Origin of the sequence: Sphingomonas phyllosphaerae, assembly GCA_036946405.1 — a bacterium.
Classification (GTDB): Bacteria; Pseudomonadota; Alphaproteobacteria; order Sphingomonadales; family Sphingomonadaceae; genus Sphingomonas; species Sphingomonas phyllosphaerae_D.
Window position 1 is genome coordinate 2,919,321 of record JAQIJC010000001.1, and the last position, 22,890, is coordinate 2,942,210.

Annotated in this window: 19 protein-coding genes; 7 read left to right on the top strand and 12 right to left on the bottom strand. The window is 65.4% G+C overall.

All coding sequences use genetic code 11. The features are described 5' to 3' along the window. Positions 1 to 5: 5 nt before the first annotated feature. Positions 6 to 2,774 carry a TonB-dependent receptor gene (locus PGN12_13770; GenBank protein MEH3104958.1) on the bottom strand — a complete coding sequence of 923 codons (2,769 nt, stop codon included), beginning with the start codon at positions 2,772 to 2,774 and terminating at the stop codon, positions 6 to 8. A gap of 179 nt (positions 2,775 to 2,953) precedes the next feature. Between PGN12_13770 and PGN12_13775 the strand changes: the two genes are divergently transcribed. After that, positions 2,954 to 3,679, top strand: a complete 726-nt coding sequence (locus PGN12_13775) for a FadR/GntR family transcriptional regulator (GenBank protein ID MEH3104959.1) — start codon at positions 2,954 to 2,956, stop codon at positions 3,677 to 3,679. 1,038 nt (positions 3,680 to 4,717) lie between these two features. Here the strand turns inward: PGN12_13775 and PGN12_13780 are convergent. The 3 genes from PGN12_13780 to PGN12_13790 are packed head-to-tail and all read right to left on the bottom strand — an operon-like array spanning position 4,718 to position 5,888. Beyond that, on the bottom strand, positions 4,718 to 4,903 hold the full coding sequence (locus tag PGN12_13780; GenBank protein MEH3104960.1) for a helix-hairpin-helix domain-containing protein: 186 nt from the start codon (positions 4,901 to 4,903) through the stop codon (positions 4,718 to 4,720). Then, positions 4,900 to 5,400, bottom strand: coding sequence for a cupin (locus PGN12_13785; GenBank protein ID MEH3104961.1), 501 nt, complete (start codon positions 5,398 to 5,400; stop codon positions 4,900 to 4,902). Before PGN12_13785 ends, PGN12_13780 begins: the two co-directional genes overlap by 4 nt. After that, a complete protein-coding gene (locus PGN12_13790; protein ID MEH3104962.1) occupies positions 5,397 to 5,888 on the bottom strand; it encodes a nucleoside deaminase in 492 nt (163 codons plus the stop codon). The genes PGN12_13785 and PGN12_13790 overlap by 4 nt, the downstream gene beginning before the upstream one ends. Positions 5,889 to 5,960: 72 nt before the next feature. Here PGN12_13790 and PGN12_13795 point away from each other — a divergent pair, with 72 nt between their 5' ends. Continuing rightward, complete coding sequence (locus PGN12_13795; GenBank protein MEH3104963.1) at positions 5,961 to 6,791, top strand: aldo/keto reductase; 831 nt, start codon at positions 5,961 to 5,963, stop codon at positions 6,789 to 6,791. Here the strand turns inward: PGN12_13795 and PGN12_13800 are convergent. Then, positions 6,788 to 7,684 carry a LysR family transcriptional regulator gene (locus PGN12_13800; GenBank protein ID MEH3104964.1) on the bottom strand — a complete coding sequence of 299 codons (897 nt, stop codon included), beginning with the start codon at positions 7,682 to 7,684 and terminating at the stop codon, positions 6,788 to 6,790. The two genes, PGN12_13795 and PGN12_13800, sit on opposite strands and share 4 nt — an antisense overlap. 91 nt (positions 7,685 to 7,775) lie before the next feature. Here PGN12_13800 and PGN12_13805 point away from each other — a divergent pair, with 91 nt between their 5' ends. Then, complete coding sequence (locus PGN12_13805; GenBank protein ID MEH3104965.1) at positions 7,776 to 8,639, top strand: aldo/keto reductase family oxidoreductase; 864 nt, start codon at positions 7,776 to 7,778, stop codon at positions 8,637 to 8,639. Here the strand turns inward: PGN12_13805 and PGN12_13810 are convergent, their stop codons facing one another. Continuing rightward, complete coding sequence (locus PGN12_13810; GenBank protein MEH3104966.1) at positions 8,640 to 8,951, bottom strand: metalloregulator ArsR/SmtB family transcription factor; 312 nt, start codon at positions 8,949 to 8,951, stop codon at positions 8,640 to 8,642. A gap of 131 nt (positions 8,952 to 9,082) precedes the next feature. On the opposite strand from PGN12_13810, the gene PGN12_13815 reads away from it, so the two are divergent. Then, positions 9,083 to 9,817, top strand: a complete 735-nt coding sequence (locus PGN12_13815; protein ID MEH3104967.1) for an SDR family oxidoreductase — start codon at positions 9,083 to 9,085, stop codon at positions 9,815 to 9,817. Positions 9,818 to 9,864: 47 nt separating this feature from the next. Here the strand turns inward: PGN12_13815 and PGN12_13820 are convergent, their stop codons facing one another. Then, on the bottom strand, positions 9,865 to 10,590 hold the full coding sequence (locus tag PGN12_13820) for an SDR family oxidoreductase (protein ID MEH3104968.1): 726 nt from the start codon (positions 10,588 to 10,590) through the stop codon (positions 9,865 to 9,867). A gap of 149 nt (positions 10,591 to 10,739) precedes the next feature. Here PGN12_13820 and PGN12_13825 point away from each other — a divergent pair, with 149 nt between their 5' ends. Then, the gene (locus tag PGN12_13825) at positions 10,740 to 11,636 is read left to right on the top strand and encodes an AraC family transcriptional regulator (protein MEH3104969.1); all 897 of its coding nucleotides are present in this window, start codon (positions 10,740 to 10,742) and stop codon (positions 11,634 to 11,636) included. 259 nt (positions 11,637 to 11,895) lie between these two features. Here the strand turns inward: PGN12_13825 and PGN12_13830 are convergent, their stop codons facing one another. From PGN12_13830 to PGN12_13850, 5 genes are all read right to left on the bottom strand, one after another. After that, entirely contained in the window at positions 11,896 to 13,008 is a 1,113-nt protein-coding gene (locus tag PGN12_13830; GenBank protein MEH3104970.1) for an arabinogalactan endo-1,4-beta-galactosidase, read from the bottom strand. Then, the gene (locus PGN12_13835; GenBank protein MEH3104971.1) at positions 13,008 to 15,989 is read right to left on the bottom strand and encodes a TonB-dependent receptor; all 2,982 of its coding nucleotides are present in this window, start codon (positions 15,987 to 15,989) and stop codon (positions 13,008 to 13,010) included. Before PGN12_13835 ends, PGN12_13830 begins: the two co-directional genes overlap by 1 nt. 79 nt (positions 15,990 to 16,068) lie before the next feature. After that, positions 16,069 to 17,007: a FecR domain-containing protein gene (locus tag PGN12_13840; protein ID MEH3104972.1), complete on the bottom strand. Its 939-nt coding sequence runs from the start codon at positions 17,005 to 17,007 to the stop codon at positions 16,069 to 16,071. Continuing rightward, complete coding sequence (locus PGN12_13845; protein ID MEH3104973.1) at positions 17,007 to 17,582, bottom strand: sigma-70 family RNA polymerase sigma factor; 576 nt, start codon at positions 17,580 to 17,582, stop codon at positions 17,007 to 17,009. The genes PGN12_13840 and PGN12_13845 overlap by 1 nt, the downstream gene beginning before the upstream one ends. Positions 17,583 to 18,291: 709 nt before the next feature. Further along, complete coding sequence (locus PGN12_13850; GenBank protein MEH3104974.1) at positions 18,292 to 19,374, bottom strand: LacI family DNA-binding transcriptional regulator; 1,083 nt, start codon at positions 19,372 to 19,374, stop codon at positions 18,292 to 18,294. A gap of 69 nt (positions 19,375 to 19,443) precedes the next feature. Here PGN12_13850 and PGN12_13855 point away from each other — a divergent pair, with 69 nt between their 5' ends. Together PGN12_13855 and PGN12_13860 are read left to right on the top strand one after the other, a co-directional pair. Next, on the top strand, positions 19,444 to 21,504 hold the full coding sequence (locus PGN12_13855) for a glycoside hydrolase family 31 protein (protein ID MEH3104975.1): 2,061 nt from the start codon (positions 19,444 to 19,446) through the stop codon (positions 21,502 to 21,504). Beyond that, positions 21,501 to 22,889, top strand: a complete 1,389-nt coding sequence (locus PGN12_13860; GenBank protein MEH3104976.1) for an MFS transporter — start codon at positions 21,501 to 21,503, stop codon at positions 22,887 to 22,889. The genes PGN12_13855 and PGN12_13860 overlap by 4 nt, the downstream gene beginning before the upstream one ends. Position 22,890 lies beyond the last annotated feature (1 nt).

Genomic DNA, 22,890 nt, shown 5'->3' on the forward strand with positions numbered 1-22,890 from the left:
GTGAATTACAGGCGCGCACGGATGCCGACCGCGAACATACGGGAATAGAGCACGGTATCACGCGGATAGAGCGCGGGATCGGTGAACGACGTCTGGTACAGGTCACGCAGGATGTTGGTGGCGTCGAACACCACCGTGAACTTCGGGTTGAGATCATAGGCGATCGAGACGTCGAGGTTGTTGATCGCGCCGTTGGTGATCCCGTTCGGATTGACCCCGGTGAAGTGCAGCCCGGCATTGTACGAGTCGCGCCAGACGTAGGAGGCGCGCGTCGACAGGCCGTTTTTCTCGTAGATCAACGTCGCAGTCGCCGAGAATTTCGAGACGTTCTCGAACGGGATCTCGAGGAAGCCGGTCCGGCCGGGCAGCGGCGAGAAGGCGCGGTTGACGCCGTCGATATAGGTGCCGTTGGCGCTGACCCCGAAGCCGTCGAGGAAGCGTGGGAAATAGGTGAAGCCGCCCTCGATCCCGGTCAGCTTGCCCGACCCGGAATTCTGCGGGCTGACCACCTGATAGGTGCCGTTGTCCGCGCCGAGATAGTCGATCTGCACGTTGCTGGTCACCGACTGGATGAAGCCGGTCACCGACCGGCGGAACACGGTCGCGGTGATCGAGCTGGACCGGTCGATATACCATTCGGCGGCGAGATCGAAATTGGTCGAGCGGACCGGCTTCAGATCGGCATTGCCGCTACTGCCGCGCCCGAACGGCTGCTGGCCGGGCACCGGCGGGGTGAGCGTCAGCGCGGGATTGAGCTGCGCGAAGCTCGGGCGCGTGATCGTGCTGCTCGCCGAGGCGCGCAGGAACAGATTGTCGCGCAGCTTGTAGCGCGCGGTGATGCTGGGCAGCACGTCGACGCCGTCGCTGCTGATCGTGATCGGCGTCACGACCCCGCGCACCGCCCGCGACGCGTTGGAGGTAATGTCGTTCTTCACGACGCGCACACCCATCTGGCCGTCGAGCCGGCCGATCTCGAAGCTGGCCTGGACATAGCCGGCATAGCTCTTTTCGACGATGTCGAAGCCCAGTGTCTGCTGGAAGCCCGGATCGCCCGGTGCGGCGCCGAACCGCTGGCGCAACAGCCCGACATTGTCGAGCACGCCTTGCGTCGACGGCGACGCCCATTGCCGGACGAACGGTCGCACGCCTTCGTAGAAGTCGCCGGGCGTCGTCGTCATCAACCCGGGCACGTCGATCGCGCGCGCGGTGTAGCAGCGCAAGGCGCCGGTCGCGGAGCAGTTCAGGATCTGGTTGAAGGCCTGCGAGCCCGCGTTGCGCCGGTTGATGCGCGCGCCCGCTGCCAGCTCGGTGAACACGCCGAGCGGCTCGGTATAGGCGATGTCGCTGCGGAAGGTCAGTTCCTCCCCCTTGCCCTCGGTGCGCTGCGTGTTGAGCCGCGACAGGAAGTAGCGCGACGGATCGGCGATATCGTCGAACGGCAGCTCGAAGCGTGGCGTCCCGCTGCCCTCGAAATTGAAGAAGCCGTTGGTCTGCCGCGCGATGAAATCGACGTCGACCGAGGCGACCCGATCGGTCGCTACCGAGCGCGTGTATGATCCCTCGGTATAGACGCGCCAGCCATCGGCGAGCCATTCGGCGGACAGCGCGCCCTGGTAGCGGTCCGCGACATTGTCGTTCACCGCCCCGAACACCGCGACCCGGCTGCCCAACGTGCTGATCCGGTCTACCAGCTTGGTATCGCCCTTGAAGGTCAGCGGCGCGGCCAGCCGTCCTTCCAGCGAGGTGAAATTCTGGTTGCTGTTGCCGCGGTCGCGGAAGCCGTAGAACAGTCCGTCGGCGGTGATCGTCAGCCGCGGATCGGGGCGCCATTGCAGCGAGCCGTTGACCGCGGGACGTTCGCGCTTGCCGATTCGGTCGATCGCGCCGATCACGTCGGTGCGGAACACGCGCGGCTCCGACGCGCTGGTGCCGCGCGGATCGAGCGGGAAGCCCGGCGTGTATGGCGCGCGCGTATTGTCGAGATTGTAGCCGAAGAATCCGCCGCCGTAGATCGTCTCGTCGCGATACCGCGTCTGGTGGAACGACACGCTGACCAGCGCGCCGAGTTCGCCGATCCCGGTCGACCAGCGGTTGCTGAGCAACAGGCTCGCATAGGGATCGATCGTGTCGGGCTGCTCGCTGTACACCTGCCGCGCGGCGACCGCGACCTCCGCGCCCTTGAAGTCGAACGGGCGGCGCGTGCGGACGTTGATGAGCCCGGCGATCCCGCCCTCGATCTGATCGGCGGCGCGCGACTTGTAGACGTCGACCCCGGCGACGAGATCGGCGGGCACGTCGGCGAGCGAGAGCGAGCGCCCGGTCGTCGAGAAGATGTTGCGGCCGTTGACCACCGTCACGACGTCCGGCAGCCCGCGGATCAGCACCGTCGCGGATTCGCCGCGCGCGCGAGGCGAGACCTGTACGCCGGGCACGCGCTGGAGCGCCTCGACGACATTGTTGTCGGGCAGCTTGCCGATATCCTCGGCGACCACCGAGTCGACGATCTGCTTGGCGTTGCGCTTGATCGACTGCGCCGACGACAGGCTCGCGCGCACGCCGGTGATGACGATGTCCTCCGCCGCTCCGGCGTCCGCGCCCTGATCGGCACCTGCCTGATCCGGACGGCCGCCGGTCTGCCCGGGCTGCGGCATCTCGGTCGGCGAGACGCCGGCGAGCGGATCGGTCGCCTGTTGCGCGCCGGCCGGCGACAGCGCCGTCAGTACCAGCCCGAGCGCGGACGCGCAGGTCGCGTGCCGAAATCGCATTGCCGCCATGATCCTCTCCCTTTGATTGCGGTTTCACCGCTTATGAGTCTGGCTTATTCTGGTCCTACCAGATTGGCAAGAGTGTATCTAATATAGAAATTTACGAGCGAATGTGTGCCTGTCTCGTCTTACCACATCGTCTGCTGGAATGCTTGACCGTCGAGGGGGAGGTCGAGCATGGTAGAACGATGATCGCGGCTCCCTCCTCCGTCCGTCCCGACGACATTCGCGGCGGAATCGCGCACGATCTCGGGGTGGCGATCGTCACCGGGCGGCTCGCGCCGGGCACCGCCTTGGTCAGCGAGGAGCGGTTCAGCGCCGAGAACAACGTGTCGCGCGGCGCCTATCGCGAGGCGCTGAAGGTGCTCGCCGCCAAGGGGCTGGTCCAACAGCGGCTCAAGAGCGCGACGCGCGTCAACGAGCGCGCGAAATGGAGCATGCTCGACATTGAGGTGCTCGGCTGGATGTTCGAGGGCGGCGCGACCCGCGACTTCATTGACGGCATCTTCGAGCTGCGCCGGATCGTCGAGCCCTCCGCCGCCGCGCTGGCCGCGCAGCGGCGCGACGAGCGTCAGCTCGCCCGAATGGGCCATGCGTTGCAGGAGATGGAGCGGCACGGCCTGCTGACCGCCGAAGGACGCGCCGCCGACCAGGCGTTCCATCTTGCGGTGCTCGACGCGACCCGAAATGAACCGCTGTTGACGCTATCCAACTCGATCGCCGCGGCGGTCGAATGGACCACGCGCTTCTCGCGCGACCAGCGGCAGCAGATGCGCGATCCAATGCCCGACCATCACGCAGTATTTAGTGCGCTGATCGCAGGTGACGGGGATGCCGCCAGGCGCGCAATGGAAACGTTGATCGACAATGCTCTTACTGACGCGAACACGCCACTTCAAACGAAGCAATGCTAAGCAGCGGTACCTCTGAGCCACTTCTGTTTGAATGCCAATGCCAAGACGGCGGCTTTAAATAGAGCCTGACATGGCCAAACGCCTAGGACGAGTTTACCCTCCAAATCACTCCATAAACCGAACGACTGCAGATTACAGATAGTTAATCAGACCTTTTCTTCGCTAGCCTAAAAAAGGTCGCTTGTTAGTGGCGACCCGACGGAAGTTTTTAGATGGCCGAACGACTTCTCGATGAGGTGGCGGGCGCGGTATCTATCCTTGTCGTAGCGGATTGTGCGTTTGCGTTTTCGTCTCCACCGGATGACGAAAACGGTCCTAACTTCGCGGAGCGAACTGCGCAGCCGGTAGCGTCATAGCCTTTGTCAGCAAGGAGGTAGCGCATGCGACCGGCCCTTTCGAGGAGCGCAGATGCCGCATTCCCGTCGCTGACGTTGCCAGCCGTCAGCATCGGGACATGAGAGCGGCCGATAACATCGGTGAGCGCTTGGATTTTTGCTCGTCCGTCCGCCGCGCGCCGGGTTGGTTCTTCTCGACAGATGCGGCTCGATCGCTGCCTTTGCTTCATCCGAAAACCGGAATAGCGCCATGCCTCACTCCTCCTGATCCACGCCCCAGTGAATCAGGAAAACCAGCCCCCCTCGACAGGCTGATCGGATTTCGGTCCTAGGGTGCCATTATCCGATGAACGGTGAACCCGGCGCCACCAAAAAGTGTGTCCGCGGCGGAAGACATGCTGAAGCGAAGCCAAAGACGACGCCCCAGCACAGCCACATGGCACAGTCACCTGCACACTGAGTCGTCACCGACGTAGGACTAATCTCAGCGAGGTCAATTACTTAGCGAGAAGTTGGCTGGGCCGTCAGAATCTCCATCTCAGTCAATCTACTATCTAAGTACTTGACTCAGCCAGCGCGCAGGTGCCGACTGCACGGCACGTTGCCACAGTGCATTGGCACAATTTGCAACGCGTGTTTGGGCTGCCCTTTCCGCGTGCAGAGATGATGCACTTCGCATTTGGATCACGCCAACGATTTGCGATCAGCCGGCGCGCACGGCCCCCTTCAGTCCGTCGATCTTACCGGCGAGGCCCGGCACTTCTTCGAGTTGCCGGACGGCTTCGAAACGGCCGCGCTCCTCGCGGTATCGGACGATCTCGAACCCATGTCCCTTGAGCTGCGGCACGGCGTCGATCTCGTCCGCCGATGCCGTGTTGATGTCGATCATGACTTGTCGCTCCACAGATGAGGAAGAAGGCCGCCTTGGCCCCCGATCGGATCGGCGGCGGGAACCGGTACGGCGGCGATGCGCGCCAGTGTCGCCGCATCGGCGGCTTCGCGGCAGACATCCCACACCTGCCCGTCGGGATAGGCGCCGACCAGCAGGAAGTCGGTGCTGGCGGTGAGCCGGCAACGCCCGGTCCCTGCCGGCAGCACGAGCAGATCGCCCGCGGCGATGGGCACCATGTGCCCATCTTCCCCGCCCAGCATCACGTCGGCCGAGCCGTCGACACACGCGAGCGCCTCATGCGTCGACGAATGATAATGATGATACGGATAGACGCCATCGCGCCAATCCGGGCGCCAGCCATTCCCACGGAGTGTGCCCTCGATCGCGTCAGGGTCGCCCTCGGGGACGACGCCGCGATACATCAGCACCGGCAATGCCGGGTTGTTAGGCATCCAGCCGTTCGGGCCGAGCGTCAACGTCTCGGGTTCCGTCACAGGTTCGCCTGCTCTTCGCGCGGCAGATCGGCGTCGGGCGGATAATAGAGGCTGGCGCATTCCGCGCGCAGGCAGCCGCCCTCGATCACGATGTCGTCGCGATAAGCGTCGGTGATGAACGCCAGCGTGTCGACATGCCGTGCCTCGAAATACATCGGGTGCACATCCTCGCGCTTTGCACCGTAGACGACCCGGCCGACCTTGGACCAGATCGAGGCCATGGTGCACATGCCGCACGGCTGGAGCGTCGAGTAGAGCGTCGCCCCCCGCAGCTCCAGTTCGCCGATCCCTTCGCACGCGCGGCGGATCGCCATCATCTCGGCATGGGCAGTGGCGTCGGGCAAATCTTCGGTCTGGTTGCGTTCGGCCGCGATCTCCTTGCCGTCGAGCACGATCACCGATCCGAGCGGCGACGTCGATGGGTCCGATCCCTTCGATCGCGCTATCTCGATCGCGCGGCGCATCCAGCGTTCATCGTCTTCGGTCATCCATACCTCCGGCGGCTCAACGCCACCGGGAGGGACTTGTGCCGATCCGCGGCGTCGGGCGTTGACCGCCGCATGAAGACGATCCGCTTCCCCGACGGTACGACCGTCCCCGCACTCGGCCAGGGCACCTGGATGATGGCGGAAGACCCTGCCCGCCGATCGGACGAGATCGCCGCGTTGCGTGAGGGGCTGTCGCTCGGACTGACCCTGATCGACACCGCCGAGATGTATGCCGATGGCGAATCCGAGCGGCTCGTCGGCGAGGCGATCGCGGGCGTCCGCGACGAGGTGTTCCTCGTCAGCAAGGCCTATCCCCAGAATGCCTCGCGCGACCGGCTGCCGCGGGCGTGCGAGGCGAGCCTCGAACGGCTCGGCACCGACCGGCTCGACCTGTACCTGCTGCATTGGCGCGGCAATGTTCCGCTCGCCGAGATGGTCGAGGCGATGGAGCGGCTGGTCGCGGCGGGCAAGATCCTGCGTTGGGGCGTCAGCAATCTCGACCTCGACGACATGGAGGAACTCGTCGCGAGCGGCGGCGAAGGCTGTCAGACCGACCAGATCCTCTACAACCTTACCCGGCGTGGCCCTGAATACGACCTGTTACCGTGGCTTGCGCGTCACCGGGTGCCGGTCATGGCCTACAGCCCCGTCGAGCAAGGCCGCCTGATCGCCCATCGCGGCCTTACCCAGATGGCTGCCGAGCGCGACGCCACGCCCGCGCAACTCGCTCTCGCCTGGTTGCTGGCGCGAGATGGCATCCTCCCCATCCCCAAGGCCGGGTCTATCGCCCATGTTCGAGACAATTGGGCGGCGTTGGACCTCACACTGTCCGAAGCCGAGCTACGACGCCTCGACGACCTGTTTCCGCCGCCACGCGGCCCCGAACCGCTCGCGATGCTTTAGGCGCGAATGTAATCGACGAACGCGCGCAGCGGCGGGGGCACCAGACGGCGGCCGGAATAATAGAGGAACGGGCCGGAGAAGGACTGCCACCAGTCGGGCAGCACCGGTTCCAGCGCGCCGCTGGCGAGCACCGGCCGCAACCAGTCTTCAAACAGGTGGATGATCCCGCCGCCCGCGACGGCGATGTCGACCAGCAGGTCCGCCGCGCCGGACACGCTGGCGATCAGCGGCCCCTGTGGCTCGATCCGCACGATCTCGCCCAAACGCTCGAACTCCCATGGGCTGGTGAGCGCGCCACTGGTGAAGCGGCCGCGTAGACAGGCGTGATCGAGTAGGTCGCGCGGATGGTCGGGCCGCCCACGCGCGTCGAGATAGGCCGGCGACGCCGCCGTTGCGAAGCGCTGGACGCGCGGGCCGATCGGCACCGCGATCATGTCCTGTTCCAGCCGCTCGTCATAGCGGATGCCCGCATCACAGCCCGATGCCACCATATCGACGAAGCCGTTCTCGGCGACGATTTCGACCTGGATGTCGGGATAGGTGGCGAGGAAACCGGGCAGGATCGCTGGCAACACCAGCCGCGCCGCGCTTACCGGCACGTTGAGCTTGAGGGTGCCCGCCGGCCGGTCGCGGAACAGGTTGACGACGTCGAGCGCCGCCTCCACCTCGCCAAGCGCGGGGGCCAGCCGCTCGATCAGCCGCGTCCCCGCCTCGGTCGGCACGACGCTGCGGGTGGTGCGATGGAGCAGCCGGACGCCCAGCCGCGCCTCCAGCCGCCGCACCGCTTCGCTCAGCGTCGAGGCGCTCGATCCGACCGTGCGCGCCGCGTCGCGAAACCCGCGCGCCTGCGCGACCGCCACGAATGCGTTGAGATCGGCAAGGTCCGCCTTCATCGTTCGGTTTTCCGTACAGCCCGTGCGGATCACTCCGGCTTATCGCGATGATCCGCAAGCCATATCTGCGGGCCAGCACAGGAGAACAACAATGACGATCGACCAGGCAGGCACCTATTCCTTCGCCGGGCGCAACGTGAAGCGGCTCGGCTATGGCGCGATGCAGCTCGCCGGACCCGGCGTGTTCGGCCCGCCCCGCGACCATGATGCGGCGCTCGCCGTGCTTCGCGCCGCTGTCGAGGCTGGGGTCAACCACATCGACACCAGCGACTTTTACGGCCCGCACGTCACCAACCGGCTGATCCGCGAGGCGCTGCCCCCCTACCCCGACGACCTGCTGATCGTGACCAAGATCGGTGCGCGGCGCGGCGACGATGCATCTTGGCTGCCCGCGTTCGCGGCGGACGAGCTGGCCCGCGCGGTCGAGGACAATCTGACGAACCTCGGGCTGGAGACGCTCGACGTCGTCAATCTGCGCCTGATGTTCGATGTCCACGGGCCCGCCGAAGGATCGCTCGCCGGACCGCTCAAGGCCTTGGCGGATCTCCAGCGCCAGGGGCTGGTGCGCCATATTGGGCTGAGCAACGTGACGCCGACGCAGTTCGAGGAGGCGCGCGGCGTCGCCGAGATCGCCTGCGTCCAGAACCAGTACAACCTCGCCCACCGCGACGACGATGCCTTCATCGACGCGCTGGCGGCGGAGGGCATTGCCTATGTGCCCTTCTTCCCGCTTGGCGGGTTCAGCCCGCTCCAGTCGGCGGCGCTCTCCGACGTAGCCGCGCGGCTCAAGGCCACGCCGATGCAGGTGGCGCTCGCTTGGCTGCTCCAGCGCTCGCCCAACATCCTGCTGATCCCGGGCACCTCGTCGGTGGCGCATCTCCACGAGAACCTCGCTGCGGCATCGCTGACGCTGCCGGAGGATGCGGTGGCCGAACTCAACGCGATCGGCGGATAATCAGGCCGGTCGGTTGGCGAGCACCGCATCGAGCAGGCCGGGGAACCGCTTGTCGAATTCGGCGCGGCGCAGCGTGTTGATCATTTCCCGCCCGGCCTGTGTCGTCTCGATCAGTCCGGCCGCGCGCAGCAGCTTCAGGTGGTTGGACACCGTGCTCTTCGGGATCGTCTCGCACGGCGCGGCATCGGTGCAACTCAGCCGCTCGGTCGCGGCGAGCCGCGCCACCATGGCCAGCCGATTGGGATCGGCCAGCGCGTGCAGCGCCAGATCGAGCGGAACGTCCTCCAACCGGGGATGGGTGAAGCGGGGCATGCGACAGATATAAGGCTTCACAGTAAATTTAATAGTTCGGGAATATTGAACTGTTGAACCGTACTCCCATCTTCCCGCCTGCCGACAGCGCACGATGCCGTGATCGCGGGCCTGATTTTTGGAGAATGCATATGTCAGTTCAGGGCAAGACAGCGCTCGTCACCGGCGGATCGCGCGGCATCGGCTCGGCCATCGCCAAGCGGCTGGCGGCCGATGGCGCGACTGTGGCGATCACCTATGCCGGCAATAAGGCGGCTGCCGACGCTACCGTGGCGGCGATCGAGAGCGCGGGCGGCACCGCTTTCGCCTTCCAGGCCGATGCCGCCGATCCGGCCTCGCAGCGCGCGGGCGTCGAGCAGGCCGCCGCCGCCCTGGGCGGGATCGACATCCTCGTCCACAATGCCGGTGTCGCGGAATTCTCGACCATCGCCGAGGATACCGACGAAACCTACGACCGCCAGTTCGGCGTCAATGTGAAGGGCCTCCACGTCGGCACCCGCGCCGCCCTGCCGCATCTTCGCGACGGCGGGCGGATCATCCTGATCGGCAGCATCTCGGGCGAAATGGCCTTCCCCGCGACCACGGTCTACAGCGCGACCAAGGCGGCGGTGGCGGCACTGGCGCGCGGCTGGGCCAAGGACCTCGCCTCGCGCAACATCCTGGTAAACACCGTCCAGCCGGGGCCGATCGACACCGACATGAACCCCGCCGACAGTGAATTTGCCGGACAGGTAGTCGGGGCTATTCCGCTCGGCCGCTACGGCAAGGTCGAGGAGATCGCGGGCGCGGTCGCCTTTCTCGCTGGGCCGGATGCGAGCTATATCACCGGCACGACGCTCAACATCGATGGCGGTGCGACGGCCTAAGGGATAGCACGGGCGTGCCGGCCGCAAGAGCCGGCACGCCAACGCCTTTACATGTCCGCCGCGGTGGGGCGGACGATCACCTCGTTGATGTCGACACCCTCGGGCTGCTCCAGCGCATAGCGGACCGCCCGCGCGATCGCATCCGGGGTCAGCGACTTCTTTCGCCACCCCGTCAGCGCCGTTGCGACGTCGGGATCGGTGATGTCGTGCCCCAGTTCCGTGGCGACCACGCCCGGCGAGATGAGGGTCGACCGGATCTCGTCATGCTCCTGCCGCAACCCCTCGGTGATGGCGCGCACCGCATGCTTGGTGCCGCAATAGACCGCCGCGGTGGGCATCACCATGTGGGCGGCGACCGAGGCGACGTTGACGATATGGCCGCCCTTCTGCGCCACGAACCGGGGCAACACTGCGGCGATGCCGTTGAGGACGCCGTGGATATTGACGTCGACCATCCGTTTCCACTCGTCCCGCTTCAGCGCGGCGAGCGGCGACAGCGGCATTATCCCGGCATTATTGACCAGCACGTCGACGCGCCCGAATTGCGCTTCGGCGGCCTCCACGAAGGCGTCGAAGTCGGTGCCGTCCGTCACGTCGAGCGTGCGCCACGCGACGGTCTCGCCCAGTTCCTCCGCCAGTGCCTGCAACCGTTCCCCGCGCCGCGCGCCGATGAAGAGGCGCGCGCCGGTTGCCGTCAGTTCGCGCGCCGTCGCCTCGCCGATCCCGCTCGAAGCCCCGGTGATGAGGACGACCTTGTCGATGCTGGCTGTCATGATGCTATCCTTGCCTTGAAGTGACGACCCGCAAGATGATGCCACAGCGTCGGGCAGCGGTAGAGCGATCGTCCTAACGCTTTGCACGATCCTCCAGAACCCGCCACGCCCGCTTGCGCATGTCGATGGTCTGGCGGATGACGATCGGCATGGACCGGATCACCGAACTTGCTGCCGTCATTGATCGTCATGTCACCGGATCAGGCATTTGCACGACCGCGATGCCGCATGTGTCACTGATCCGGGCCGATCAACCGAGCACCCCAACGCCGGCTGTGTACGAGGCATCGCTTTGCCTGATCGCCCAGGGATCGAAGCGCGTCTCGATAGGCGACCATAGCGTCGTCTACGACGCCGCGCATTATCTCCTGGTTTCTGTCGACCTCCCATTGGTCGGCCATGTGATCGATGCCAGCCCCGACCGCCCGTATCTCTGCTGCAAGATCGACCTCGATCCCGCGATGCTGTCCGACCTGATGGTGGCGGAGGGTGGCGCTGTGCCGCACACCAACCTGCCGGTCTTGGGCGTCTATCCCAGCGACCCCGACCTGATCGACGCCGCATGCCGGCTGGTCGGACTGCTCGACCGGCCGGACGCGATCCGCGCCCTGGCGCCCCTGATCGAACGGGAAATCCTCTACCGGCTGCTCACGGGGCCGCACGGACCGATGCTTCGCCACCTCGTGACAGCAGGTAGTCACCTCAACCAGATCAGCCGCGCCATCGCCGTGATCCGTCGCCGGTTCGACGCGCCGATCCGCATCGACGAGGTCGCCGCCGAGGCCGGCATGAGCCCCTCCTCGCTCCATGCGCATTTCAAGGCGATCACGCGCATGACCCCGCTCGAATATCAAAAGCAGTTGCGCCTGCAGGAAGCGCGCCGGCTGATGCTGATCGGCGGCGCGACGGCGGGCACAGCGGGGTTCGCGGTCGGCTATGAAAGCCCGTCGCAGTTCAGCCGCGAATATCGCCGCCTGTTTGGCGCGCCGCCGCGTCAGGACATCGAACGGCTGCACGCCGCCCCTTCGGCAGGGATCGCCCTCTGATTTTGACCGACGCTCGCGATGATTCATCGCGGTGGTTGCGCCGAATGAGGCGCTCCGCTGGCGTTTGTCGCCGCACAAGCAAAATGACCCAGAACCGGACATCGACCACCGAATCTTCGCTGCTTGAAACCTGCCAATCATTCAGTTCGCCGAGAGCGCCGCTGAATGTCGCGCAGACACCATGCTCTACTGGCGGGCGAACAATGTCGACGATGCGCCGCTGCCCTGGCTCGCGTTCAGGTGCGATAAAATCCCACCTCTAATGCGTGTATCGATGGCTCAAGAAGTCGAACGCCGGAAGCGCTTCCGTTCGACGGTAATCGAACCACGCCGCATTCTCCCAGTTCGACCCCTTGCCCCAGCGGGTGCCGCAGCGCGTTGAGACCCAGTTCGGCTCCCAATAGACGACCCCCACGCCGCCGCCGTCCACCACCGTCTGGGTCAGGTCGATCAAATAGCGGCGCTGCCCGTCCGGCGTCGCCGGATACCCCGCGACCAACGTATCGAGGCCGAGCAGATTCGGCGACGCATCGGCATTCTCGTTGGTGAACGGATAGGCCGTCTCGACCACGATCACGTCCTTGCCATACCGCCGACGCACGCGGGTGATCGTGTCGCCCAGCTGCTTCATCGATTGCGTCGACCATTTCTTGTAATAGCTGACGCCGATCACGTCGAAGTCGCGAACGCCGGCTTTGGTGGCGGCATCGAACCACGGCTCGACATTCTCGGGCTGGGCGATGTGGAGCATGATCCGGGGGGCGATCGTCGCGGCTTTGCCCGCGTCGCGGACCGCGCGCAGCCCGGCGTCGAACAATCGCGCATTGCGCGTCCAGTCGATGGGCCGCTCCTTCACCCCGCCCATCAGTTCGGGGTTGGTTTCGTTGCCGACCTGCACCATCTCCGGCATCAGTCCCTGCGCATCCAGCCTCGCGAGCACGTCGCGCGTATAGGCGTAAAGCGCAGCCGCCTGCGCTTCAGTGTCCTTCCCCGCCCATGCCGCCGGAGCGCGTTGTTTGTCGCCATCGGCCCAATCGTCCGAATAATGGAAGTCGAGCAACACCTGCATCCCCGCCGCCTTCGCGCGGCGGATCGTCTTGGTGACGTCGGCAAGGTTCGAGTACTGCGTCCAGCGCGCATCGTTCCAGATCCGCACCCGGACGATATTGCCGCCCTTGTCGGCCAGCAGCGCGAAGGGATCGACCGGCTGGCCGCCGCTACGGTACACCGCGCCGCAATCCTCCATCTCGTTCACATACGACAGATCGGCGCCCAGATAGAGCCCGCTCTTCGGCGGTGGTGCGCGATCCCCCGCCTGAACCGGCGACGCAGCGAGGACGGCGAATGCCGCCGCGAGAACGGACACACGCATCAGAACTGATATCCCACGCCGAAGAGGAAGCGCCGCCCGAAACGTTCGTAACGACCCTGCAAGCGCCGATCGCCATAATAGGTCTCGAACGGCTCGTCGGTCAGGTTATTGGCCTGGAACAGCAGCTTGACCCCATCCAGCCGCGAGCCCTTGGCGAATTCGTAGCTGGTCTGAAAATCCAGCACCGACTCCGGCGCAGTGAACAGGATGCGGTCGGTATCGCCCAGCTCGGTGGCGTAGCTGGAGCGATACCGGAACGCGACACGCGCCTCGAACCCGGACTTGCTGTAGTAGAGCGTCGCGTTGCCGACGTGCTTGGACAGGCCCGGCAGCTGGATCGCGCCAATCGCATTGTCGTCCTCGCGCACGCGGATGTTGCTGTCGGTGTAGCTGTAGTTCAGGTACACGCCCAGCCCGTCGAACGGCGCCGGCAGGAAGGTCAGCGCCTTCTGGAACAGCACCTCGACGCCCTTGATCGTCCCGCCTGATCCGTTGATCGGTTGGCGGAACGTCCCCTCCAGATCGGGCCCGCCCGCCGGATTGGGCACGGTGATCGGCGTGACCTGCTGGACGATGAAGGTGCTCAGATCCTTGTAGAAACCCGAGATCGTCAGGGCGCTGTCGCGATCGAAATACCATTCGACGGTCGCGTCTAGCTGCTTGGCGCGGAACGGCTCGAGCAGCGGATTGCCCCCGAACGCCGATGGCGCGCCGAACGTGAACAGGCCGACCCCCGCGCTCAGATCGTCGAGTGGCGGACGTGAGATCGCCTGGCTGGCGCCCAGACGCAACTGGAGCTTGTCGGTCGGCTTGAACGTCAGGTTCAGGTTGGGCAGCCAGTCGGTGAAGTCGTTCTTCACTGCGATCGGCGTAACGACCGTCGTCACCGATCCATCGGGCTGCTGGGTCTGCGTCAAGTCGACGCTCTTCGACAGCGTCTCGGTGCGAATGACACGCAGCCCCAAATTGCCAGTGAACGGCATTCCGAACAGATTGCCGCCCAGATCGAGCTGCGCATAGCCGGCATAGGTCGTCTCGCCGACCTTCCAGCTCGAACGGCGATCGTCGTCGGAGGTGGTGGGCGCAATCGGGCCGAACAATTGCTCGACCGCCTTGGTGATGTCGATCGACTGCACCGCCGGCAGCCCCGCGAACGCACCGGCGAACGTATAGGGCGTGTTCAACAGCGCCGCCGGGGTTGCGGTGCGCGCCGCCGGATCGATGAAGCCAAACTGCGTGCGCTGCGTATAATCCTTCGACCGGTCAGTATAGCGCATGCCGAACCGCAAGGCGGCGAGCGGCCCCTGCCCGATCTCGCGCGTCGCATCCAGGCTGCCGGTCCACAATTCGTCATTGATGAGCGGCGCACCACCACCGTTCGACGGGATCTGGAAATCGGCGATGCGGAAGACCGACGGATCGGAGAGATCGGCGCCGACGCTCATCTGCGGCACCGTATTGCGCGCGGACAGGAAGCTGGTGGTCGGCACCACCCCGAACGGCTCGGTGCGCAGCGTCAGGAACTGCTGATCGCGGTGCGTGGTCGAATAACCGATGTCACCGACGATCGCCCAGCCGTCCGGTCGCCACGCCGCGTTGATCCCGCCGGCATACAGATCGTCCTTGAAGAAGAACGTCTCGTTCACCCCGCGCACGACCTGTCCGAAGCTGGTGTTGGCGTTGGTCGTGGTGATCCCGGTCACATAGTCGCGCGGCGTGCCGTCATTGTCGATCGTGACGCCGGTGCCGCCCGTCAGCGTGTTGCCGAACGGCAGGTTCTCGACGCGGAAGCCGCGCTGCGTCTCGTCGAACTTAACGTGGCTGTAGAAGAAGTCGCCGTTCACCTCGAACCGGTCGCTCGGCCGCCATTGCAGTGCCGCCAGCGCGCCGTGACGGATGTCGTCGCCGCCGCGCGCCAGCCCTTCGAAGCCGTAAGGGATGTTGTCGTTCGACTGGCCGTTGCCGGTCAGGTCGGCAAAGCTGTTGGTGTAGCGAAAGATGTTCGTGCGCACCGTCGCCACCGACTGGCGCCGCCCCGAATAGCCGATCGCCAGCCCCAGCGTGTCGTCGAAGAATTGCGTCACCAGCGACGCGCTGGCGATATAGCCCCACGGGCTGGTGTCCTGCACGTCCTCGGCCAGATCGCTGTAGATCGCCCGCGCGTTCAGCACGACGCGCGTTTCCTTGTAGTCGAGCGGCTTCAGCGTGCGCAGATCGACCTGCCCGGCGATCGCGCCCTCCACCTGCGACGCGGTCGGCGACTTGAACACCGACGCACCGTTGATGAGTTCGGCCGGATACTGCTCGTAGCGGACGTTGCGGCTCGCCTCGGCCGAGACGATCTCGCGCCCGTTGAGCAGCGTGTTGACGAGGTTCGGCCCCAGCCCGCGGATCGAGATTTGCGTTCCGTTGCCCCGATCGCGATTGGTGGCGAGCCCCGGCAGCCGCGCCAGCGATTCCGCAATGCTCGCCTCGGGCAGCTTGCCGATGTCTTCGGCGGCCAGCACCTCCTGCACCCGGTCGGCGGCGCGCTTCTGGTTGATCGAGGTGCGCAGCGACTGGCGGATGCCGGTGACGACCACGTCGTCGGCGGTGTCCTGTGGCGCGCCGTCCTCGGCGGGCGTGCCGGCGGCCGCGGTCGCTACCTGCGTCAACGCGACCGGCTGATAGGGTGACGTGCCGAGCACGACATAGGTCTGCGGGCCGCTCTGCTGCGCGTGCAGCCCGGTGCCGTCGAGCAGCCGGTTGAGCGCCGCGTCGGCGGTCATCGCGCCGCGCACCGCGTTGGTGCGCTTGCCGCGACTGAACGACCGCGCGACGACGATCTGGATCCCGGCCTGTCGCGCCAATGCGGTGATCGCGGTTTCGGCGGCCTGCGCCGGAATGTCGAACTGCTTGGCCTGCGCCACCGCCGGCTGGCTTATGGCCAGCACCGCCGCGCCTGTCGCGAGCAGCACGTGGCGATTTAACCCCCTCGTCATCCTCTTCCCCTTTTATCGCGGGCTGTTGCCCTGCCCTCGAAGAGACGTCGGCAATCGATTTCCCTCCGCACCGCGCGATTTATTTTTGCGCGCGCCCGATGCGGATCACATCGTCGCCGGCCAGATCGACCTCCACGTTGAAGCTGGCGTGGATCGCGCGCGCGAACCCTTCGGGATCGTCTGTATGGAACAGCCCGTCGATCTGCTCGCCCGCCAGCCGGGGATCGGCGAGCACCAGCTTGCGGCGGTTGTAGCGGTTGAACTCGCCGACCGCGGTGGCCAGTGTCTGCCCGTTGAGGTCGATCGCACCGGTCCGCCACGCCAGCGTGCGATCCACCGCGGAAGGCGCATCCTTGTGCAACTGAACCGCGGCATTGTCGCCGATGAAGGCGCTTTGCCCCGCCGACAGGCTGGTGCGATAACCGTCCGCCTGCGCCGTCCATACCTCGACCACGCCCTCGGTCACCAGCACATCGGCACCGTGCGCCCGTCGCCGGACCGAAAAGGCGGTGCCGACCGCCTGCACCACAATCGGGCCGGCCTCGACGACGAACGGGCGCGTCGGGTCTTTGGCCACGCGGAACCACGCCTCGCCCTGCGCGATCGTCACCATGCGACGGCGGTCGGCAAGCGTTACCTGCACCTCGGAGCCGGTGTTGATCGTCGCCGTCGATCCGTCGGCCAGCGGCACGCGCCGGATCTCGCCCAATTGCGTGCGGTAAATGGTGCCGCGCGTCAGCAGGAACACGCCACCCGCCAGCGATGCCGCCAGCGCGCCGCCTGCCGCCTTCATCATCGTCCGCCGCTTCATCGACGCCGGCCGGACGATCGCGGAACGCGGCGGGTCGAGTGCGATCCAGGTCGCCTGCGCCCGCAGCAGCGCGCCTCGTCGCCGCGGATCACCCGCCAGCCAGCGCTCCAGACCGATCTCGTCGGTTTCGCTCCACCCTTCGGCATCCATTTGCGCCACCCAGGCGGCGGCCTCGTCGGCGATGGCCGCCGCGTCCTGCCTGTTCATCAGCGACGTCCTCCGCGTCGTTCGGCGACGGTCATGCGATCGTCCGCTTCCTGTTCCGCACGGCTCCACGCGTCGCGCAATGCGCGCACGCCGAGCCAGATCTGCTTCTCGACCGCCTTCTCGGTGGTGCCGAGATGCTCGGCGATCCGGCGCTGCGACCATCCCTCGATCTTGCGGAGCTGCACGATCCGGCGGCAGCGTTCGGGTAAGCAGGCAATCAGGTCGAGCGCTTTGGCATAGGCCATCCGCCCTGCGGCGGTCTGCTCCGGCGAAGGGCGGTCGTCCTGCCACGCATCCACCTCGGCGATCGTCTCCAGCGGTACGATCCGCTGCCGCTTCAGCCGGCGCACCAGCAGATTGCGAACGATCGAGAAAAAATAGGCGTGGCCATTGTCGATGTGGTCAACATCCTCGAGCATCGCGAGCCTGCAATAAGCCTCCTGAATGATCTCGTCGGCATCCTCGCCAGAGATGCGCGCGCGGTTCAGCCATTGGCGAACGCGATGTTCATGCGGCAGAACCTCGCGCGCCACCCAGGTGGCCAGCGCAGCACGATGCCCTCTCTTGGTCTTCACATCGATGCGCATATATCCAAGAGCCGCTCGTGAGCCATTTTTTGTACGTCAGAGATCAAGAGACCCGGAAGCCTCACATCCTTCCTGCAAAAAAGCGCTGTGGTTCAAGCTCGTTGGCGAGGTTATTTCTGGCCGTTCAGCAGACTGTGAGAGCTCCTGATCCAGGAACGGAGCCTCAACCCGCCCGAGAAATGCAGGTGTCGCTATTGAAGGGTTGCAACACCGGCTGATCAGCTGCTCGCCGCTGCAATGACCCAATTATGGACATTCCACGCGAGCGGGTGGCTGAGACTTAATGACGCTGTCTTAAAACCCATGCCAGGGAAGTTGCGCCCCGTCGCCACATCTCTGAGGGCGTTGAACCCGCGCATTTCTTCAATCAGAAAGATTAGAACTTTGCTTTGCCGATCAAAGCTTCTATATACTCACCTGTAATTGCGCGATCATCGGCCCCGTTCATCATAAGATTGATCTGCACCAAGAAATGCACCTTACAAACCCTTGCTCCGCTTACACCCTCCATGCGATTACATTTCTAAGATGCGATCTCCATGAAAACGAGCAATAGACCCCAGATGCCGGCGAAGTGGAGCACTGAAGCCTTTCGCGCGAACAAAAAATTCAATTAGCAATATTTTATAAGCAACCCTAGATCTCAAATCGGATCAGATGTCAGCCACTCAATATGCACGTCCAGATAATACGCAAACTATATCTTTGGGACACCTCCTTTATGACTGTCCCGTAGTAGAATGTGCAGGGGCCAACGAGATGAATTTGTTTCGGTGTGGCCGTCCTCATTCTCTACTATCGACACTAGTTTACCTGCAAGAGCTAGACCCAAGGCGTTTAAATCAAGCGTGAAGCACGTAAGCTCGGGTGACAAGGCTTGGCACATGGGGTTGTTGCGCAGACCAATCACCGCAATATCTCGTCCAGGCTCCTGACCCGCGTCGCGGAGTGCTCGATACGCGCCCACCGGCGCTGTTTCGCCCATCAGCAACAACGCCGACGGTGGTTGCTCCAGCGCCATCAGCTCGCGTGTCGCAGCCTCGCCGTCATGCTCGTCTGTGTCGCCGCGGTGGATCAGCGCTTCATCCGCCGCAAGTCCGGCCCGGCCGAGCGCCGCACGATATTCGGCGACGACGATGTGGCTGTTGTTGATCGTCGCGGGGGGCGTGACCAGCCCGATCCGGCGGTGACCGTTGGCGAGCAGCAGTGCCATCGCCTCTGCGACGACACCTTCGAAGTCGAGGTCAATCCACGAATAATCATCAATCGACGCGGTACGTCCGAGCGCAACGAAGGGAATACGACGTTCCGACAGTAACTTGATGCGGGCATCCTCATATTGCGTGCCCGACAGCAACCAGCCATCCACCGTGCCGCGGGCGATATGGCGGCGCAGGAAGGTTTCGCCGTCCTCGCCCTTGCGCGCGAGCAGGATCACCAAATCGAGGCCGTGGTCGACCAGCCCGGCCTGCACGCCTTCGAGGAGCGCCATGAAGAACGGATCGCCGTGGACCGCGCTATCGTGTTCCAGCGTCAGCATAAAACCGATCGTGGCCGTTCGCCCAATTCGCAGCGTCCGGCCGAATTGATTGGGCGTGTAGCCCAATGCCGACGCCGCCTCCAGCACACGCTGCCGGGTTAAGGGACTGACATCCTTCCGATCATTCAGCGCGCGCGACACCGTCCCGATCGACAAGCCCAGATGGCCGGCAAGCGCCCGAATGTCCATCCGCGCCTGATCGCCGCCGCGCGCCGGCGACGCAAGAGCCTTGACAGACACCGACCCGACAAGCACAAGACCGGAAACGTTTACGGCTCGGAATTGCCGAGCGGGGAGAGAAAGAAAAGCGTGGATACGCTGACGCTTGAGGAGCGCGCGATCGTCTGGGCCTATGATGGCGACTGGGTGCGGATCGAGGCGCATGGGCCGAGCGGATTGCGGCTACGCGCCTCGACCTATGCCCCCCGCCCCGCCGCGCCGGGTGCGTTGCTCGACATCGAGCCGGTTGCCGCCTCGATCGAACGGGACGGTTCGGTAGCACGAATTCGCAGCGGCGGGATCACGGCGGAGCTGGATTTACAAGGCCGCGTGCGCCTTCTGGATCATGCGGGACGCGTTCTGCTCGAGGAAAAATGGCGGCAGCGCGATACGGTCACCAGATTCTGGACAATCGGCAGCGAGACGGTCGAGACGATCAGCGCGCTGGGTCTGGCCGGGCGTGAATTCCATCCGCTGCCGGGCGGGGCGGCGCGAATCACGGTGCGGTTCGAGGCGAAACCCGGCGAGCGGCTGTACGGCATGGGCCAGTACCAGCAACCCAACCTCGACCTCGCCGGCTGCGTGCTCGAACTGGCGCAGCGCAATTCGCAGGCGAGCGTGCCCTTCGTCGTCTCGAGCCACGGCTACGGGATGTTGTGGAACAGCCCGGCGGTCGGCGAGGCGTGTTTCGCGGCCAATGGCGCGATCTGGACCGCGCATGCCGCGCACGAGATCGATTACTGGATCACCGCCGCCGACACGCCCGCGCAGATCGTGCGCAACTATGCGCAGGTCACCGGCACCGCGCCGATGATGCCCGATTATGCGCTGGGATTGTGGCAGAGCAAGCTACGCTACCGCACGCAGGACGAGCTGCTGGCAGTGGCGCGCGCCTATCGCGACCGAGGGATCCCGCTGGCGGTGATCGTCGCCGACTTCTTCCACTGGCCGGTACAAGGCGACTGGCGGTTCGATGCGCGCGAATGGCCTGACCCCGCCGCGATGTGCGCCGAGCTGGCGGCGATGGGCACCGCGCTGATGGTGTCGGTGTGGCCGACCGTCGATCCGCGTTCGGAAAACTACCCGACGCTCGCCGAGCGCGGCTATCTGGTGCGCGCCAACCGCGGCGTCGACGTGCAGCAGGAGTTCCTCGGCAACACGCGCTTCCTCGACGTCACGCATCCCGGCGCGCGCGACTTCCTGTGGCAGACGCTGAAGCGCAACTATCGCGACAAGGGCGTGACGTTGTTCTGGCTCGACGAGGCCGAGCCAGAATATGGCGCCTATGACTTCGACAATTATCGCTATCATGCCGGCGAGGTGCTGGCGGTCGGCAACGCCTATCCGCTGCATTATGCGCAAGCGCTCCACGACGGGCTGGCCGCCGAGGGCGCGGGCGAGACCGTCAGCCTGGTGCGCTGCGCCTGGGCGGGGAGCCAGCGTTATGGCGCGCTGATCTGGTCGGGCGACATCCACAGCTCGTTCACCGCGATGCGCAACCAGCTGAGCGCCGGGCTCAACATGGCAATGGCCGGCATCCCGTGGTGGACGACCGATATCGGCGGCTTCCACGGCGGCGATGTCGCCGATCCGGCGTTCCACGAGCTGATGATCCGCTGGTTCCAATGGGCGGTGTTCACCCCGGTGCTGCGGATGCACGGGCATCGCGACCCGATCACCCCACCCGCCGAGCCGTTCCGCGACGGGGTGGCGCAATGCGACACCGGCGCGGGCAACGAATTGTGGAGCTTCGGCGACGACGTGTTCGCGATCCTGCGCCGCTACGCCGGCTTGCGCGAGCGGCTGCGGCCCTATGTCGCCGGGCTGATGCGCGCCGCGCACGAAGCGGGCGACCCGCCGATGCGGCCGATGTTCTACGATTATCCCGAGCAGCCGCGCAGCTGGGAAGTTGACGACCAATATATGTTCGGTCCCGACCTGCTGGTCGCGCCGGTCACCGCGGCGGGCGTCGACGCGCGCGACGTGTGGCTGCCGGCGGGCGCGTGGGTCGACGCCTGGACCGGGGCGGAAGTGGCGGGCGACGCGACGCTCCGCTGCGCCGCGCCGCGCGACCGGCTGCCGGTGTTCGTCCGCGCCGGCGCGCGCGTCGCGGACGCGTTCGGGGACAGGCCGAAGGACGCTGGGGCATGACGACGATCGCGCAACAGGGCGACGCCGCGCCGGTCCACCCCGCCCCGGCCCCGGCCGCGCGCGTGCCGTTCGGCGAGAAGGTCGCCTACGGCTTCGGCGACGCCGGCGGGACGATCATCACCGGGCTGATCGCCAATTTCCTGACCTTCTATTACACCGACGTGTTCGGGATCGCGCCGGGCGTGGTCGGCATCCTGTTCCTGTCGCTGCGCATCTTCGACGCGATCTCCGACCCGCTGATCGGGATCATGGCCGACCGCACGAAGACGCGCTGGGGGCAGTTCCGCCCGTATCTGTTATGGACCGCGATCCCGGTCGGGCTGAGCTGCTTCCTGACCTTCCAGTCGCCCGATCTTGGGCAGGACGGCAAGGTCGCCTATGCCGCGATCACCTATTTCCTGCTCGCCTTCTCCTATTCGCTCAACAACGTGCCCTATTGCGCGCTGGTGACGCGGATGACCGACAGCGCCGAGGAAGGCGTCGCCTGCCAGTCGGTGCGGTTCGCGATGGTGGCGATCGCCTCGTTCACCGTCTCGGTCGGGCTGCCGATCATGGTGCGCGCGCTGGGCGCGGGCGATGTCGCGCGCGGCTATCGCGACGGCGTGGCGATCCTGAGCCTCGCCGCGGTGGCGATGTTCCTGATCTGCTTCCTGTTCGTGCGCGAGCGCGTCACCTTCGCGGCCGTGGAGGAACCGCCGCTGCGCGTCGCGATCGCCAATACGCTGAAGAACGACCAGTTACGCATCACCTTCGCGATGACATTGCTGCTGATCGCGATCTTCAACACCAAGGGCGGCGCGGCGCTGTACTTCATCACCTATGTGCTGAACGGCGGAACGACCTATCAGGCGTTCTTCTTCGGCATCGCGACGATCGGCGGGTTCATCGGCTCGATCGTCGTCACCTTCTTCACACGCCGCTATGACGTGCGAACGATCTATATCTGGGTCAATCTGATCCTCGTCGCCGGGCATGTCGCCGCCTTCTTCGTGCCGGGCGATTATCCGACCTTGTGGCTGGTGCTGGTCGGGCTGTGCTGCATCGTGCTGGGCTGCACCTTGCCGCTGCACTTCACGCTGATCCAGCTCGCCGACCAATATGGCGAGTGGAAGCTGGGGATGCGCTCGTCGGGGATGAGCTTCGCGTTCAACCAGTTCTTCGTGAAGCTGGCGTGGGCGGTCGCGGGGGCGCTGATCAGCGCGGTGCTGGTGCTCGTCTCCTACAAGGCCGGCGCGAACAACCAGACGCCCTTGTCGCTGACCGGCATCCGCGCGCTGTCGACGCTGGTGCCGGCGGCGATGCACCTGCTGCTCGCCTTTACGATCAGCCGGCTGATCCTCAACCGCGCGACGATCGCGCGCATGAACGCGGCGCGCGCGGCATGAC